Raw genomic sequence first — 3290 nt, 5'->3', positions numbered from 1 at the left:
CCCCTTGATGATCGACCCTGACCGCAGGCAGCGGCGATTGCCCAGGCCCCTGGCGGCGTCGATCAGCACCAGTTCAAGGTCGCGAGCCAGGCGGTAATGCTGCAGGCCGTCGTCGGAGAGGATCAGGTCCAGGGTTTCGCTGGCCAGCAGCGTCTTCACCGCGCGACTGCGGTCAGGGTCGATCATCAAGGGGACGCCGCAGCGCTGCACGATCAGCAAGGGTTCATCGCCAGCCACTTCGGCGCTGTGGCCGGCCTCGACCCGCCACGGCAACTGCGGTGGCTTGGCGCCATACCCACGACTGACCACGCCCACGCGCAAACCGCTACGTTGGCAGTGCTCAATCAACCACAGGATCAAGGGTGTCTTGCCAGTCCCACCCACGGTGATATTACCGACCACCACCACCGGCACCGGCGATTGGTAGATCTCGCCCTCGCCCGCCAGGAAGCGCGCGCGCTTGCGCTGCACCACCGCGCGATACAACGACTCCAGCGGCCGCAACAACGTCAGCGCCGGATGGCCCTCGTACCAGGCCTTGAGCAAACGATCGGACATGGCCATCAGGGTTGGCTCGCCGCCTCGACGGTGCTCATGCGCAAGTGGCTGAACCCCAGCTTGCCGGCAGCGTCCATCGCGGTAATCACCGCCTGGTGCTGGGTCTTGCCATCGGCACTGATGGACAGCGGCATCTTGGTATCGCCACCGGACTCTTTCTGCAGGGCCTCCATCAGACTGTTGAGGTCGTTCTTCTCGAGCAACTGGTTATTCACCGAAAACACGCCGTCGGCACTGATGGCGATATCCAGTTGCTTGACCTCCTGGTCCTCGGCCGGCGAGCCGCTGACCGCTTCCGGCAAATCGACCCGCAGCTCGGTCTGCCGTGTAAAGGTGGTGGTCACGACAAAAAACAGCAGCAGGATAAACACCACGTCGATCAGCGACGCGAGGTTGATATCAACATTTTCCCGTTGCTTGCGGCGAAATTTCACGCTTTGCCCCCGACCAGATCCACGTCACGATCGCCCTGCACCACTTCCACCAGCTTGATGGCTTCCTGCTCCATGCCGACCACCAGCTCATCGATCCGGCGTTGCAGGAAACGGTGGAAGAACACCGAGGGAATACCGACCATCAGGCCCGCCGCCGTGGTGATCAAGGCCTTCGAGATACCACCGGCCAGCACCGCCGCGTTGGTGGTCATGCCCGAGCCCATGAACGAGCTGAAAATATCGATCATGCCCAGGACTGTGCCCAGCAGACCGAGCAGCGGTGCCATGGCGGCGATGGTGCCGAGAGCATTGATATAGCGCTCCAGCTCATGGATAACCCGCGCTGCGGCCTCTTCAATGCACTCTTTCATGATCTCGCGACCATGCTTGGAGTTGGCCAACCCGGCCGCGAGGATTTCACCCAGGGGCGAGTTGGCGCGCAGCTCCTTGAGTTTCTGCTTGTCGAGCTGTTTGTTCTTGATCCAGCCCCAGACCTGTCCCAGCAGATGCTCGGGCGTGACGCGACTGGCGCGCAGGGTCCACAGGCGTTCGGCAACGATGCCGAGTGCGGCGATGGAGCTCAAGATGATCGGCAACATCATCCAGCCGCCGGATTTGACCAATTCCCACACAGTGAATGTCCCCTCGAAAAAGTGCGCCACTTTACCATATAGGTCAGGCAGCGGGGCTCGTCGACCCACGACCCGCCTATCGCAGGCTTCGGTCATTGGTAACGCCCGGTTACGGTAACGCTTCTCGCCAGAAGCGGCGTTGACTGCGCGCAACAATCGGTGGCGCGAAGGTCCCTAATCGCAAACGCACCGCGCCCTGTTCGGCGCTGTCATACACCTGACTACCCAATGCTTGATAGCGCTCCACCACCTGCGGATGAGGATGACCGAACGCATTGCCACGCCCTCGGGAAATCAGCACCGACTTCGGCGCCAGCCGCTGCAGAAAGGCCCCGGATGAAGAGCTGCGGCTACCGTGGTGAGGTGCTTGCAGCCAATCGGTCGGCACCGCCAGGGCCGAGGCCAGAAACACCTTCTCTGCGGCGCGATCGATATCGCCAGTGAGCAGCAGGCGTTCGCCATTGGCCTGCACCTGCAATACACAGGACTTCGGGTTGCTGCTAATAGCGTCGGGCCATTGCCAAAGTTCAAATGACACACCATCCCACACCCACTGCTCACCGCTGATACAAGGCTGAGTCTGAAGAAGCGCCGGCAACCCTTCGGTTTCGCCACCGACGACCCGTTTGATCGGCAGCCCGCTGGCGACAGCGGCCGCACCGCCAGCATGATCGGCATCGGCATGGCTCAATAACATCATATCCAAAGCGTCTATCCCGAGCTTCTTCAGCGACGGCAACACCACCCGCGCGCCGAGATCGACCGCCCCGGAGCGCGGGCCGGCATCGTAGAGCAAGGTGTGATGGCGGGTGCGCAGGATCAATGCCTGCCCTTGCCCGACATCCAACTGCAACACGTCCACCTGCCCGTGGGGCACCGGCTCGCGCGGCGGGAACACTGCCAACAACAGCATCGGCCAGCCCAGCAGCCGAAACGGCACGCCCTTGGGCAGCAGCAGCAACACCGCACCGACCAGGCTTACCAGCCAATACCCCACGGGCACTTCGGCCGGTATCCACGCAGGTAATTGCGCCGCCAGTAGCGCCAGGGCGTTGAACAGGCCGCCCAGCGCCCCACCCGCCAGCCACAACAAGCCCTCGCCCACGAACGGCAGCGCCAGCAGTGCAGTCCCAAGTAAGGCCAGGGGCAACACCACCAGGCTGATCCACGGCACCGCAAATAGATTGGCCAGCGGCGCGCTGAGACTGATGGGCAAACCGAGCACCAGCAACACCGGAAAAAGACCGATGGCAATCAACCATTGCGGACGGGTCCATGCCTGCCAGACGCTCCACCGCCCCAATCGCCCGCCGAAAGTCAGCGCCAGCACCGCCACCGCCGCAAAGGATAACCAGAACCCCGGCTGCAAGCTGGCCAAGGGTTCAAGGATCAGCACGCCATTAAACGCCAGCAACAGTGGCCACCAGATGCCCAAATGACGGAAACGCAAACGCCACAGCAACACCAGCCCCACCATCACACAGGCGCGCTGCACTGGCACGCCGAATCCCGCCAGCAGGCCGTACCCCAGCGCTGCGGTAAACGCCAGGCCACCGCCGCCCGGCAACAGGCCCAGGGTGACTTCCGGCAGACCGAGCTGTACCGACTGGTCGTCCAGCGCGACCCGGTAATGACACGCCAGGCAAATCTCCCAGCCGCCGCCGAG

General features: G+C 63.0%; 4 protein-coding genes. All 4 read right to left on the bottom strand.

All coding sequences use genetic code 11. The annotated features are described in order from the left end of the window. Positions 1–564 (bottom strand): tetraacyldisaccharide 4'-kinase (lpxK, locus tag L9Z73_RS28060; RefSeq protein WP_247407997.1); only part of this gene is annotated, 564 nt, incomplete at its 3' end. Beyond that, positions 564–992, bottom strand: coding sequence for an ExbD/TolR family protein (locus L9Z73_RS28055; protein WP_024076131.1), 429 nt, complete (start codon positions 990–992; stop codon positions 564–566). The genes L9Z73_RS28055 and lpxK, both read right to left, overlap by 1 nt. Continuing rightward, a complete protein-coding gene (locus L9Z73_RS28050) occupies positions 989–1624 on the bottom strand; it encodes a MotA/TolQ/ExbB proton channel family protein (protein WP_247407985.1) in 636 nt (211 codons plus the stop codon). Before L9Z73_RS28050 ends, L9Z73_RS28055 begins: the two co-directional genes overlap by 4 nt. A 109-nt stretch (positions 1625–1733) precedes the next feature. After that, the coding region (locus tag L9Z73_RS28045; protein WP_247407983.1) for a DNA internalization-related competence protein ComEC/Rec2 at positions 1734–3290 on the bottom strand (1557 nt) is incomplete at its 5' end.

This window comes from Pseudomonas emilianonis (assembly GCF_023072625.1).
Lineage (GTDB): Bacteria > Pseudomonadota > Gammaproteobacteria > Pseudomonadales > Pseudomonadaceae > Aquipseudomonas > Aquipseudomonas paraveronii.
The sequence above is the reverse complement of the archived record's forward strand: the minus strand, read 5'-3'. Positions and strand labels throughout refer to the sequence as shown.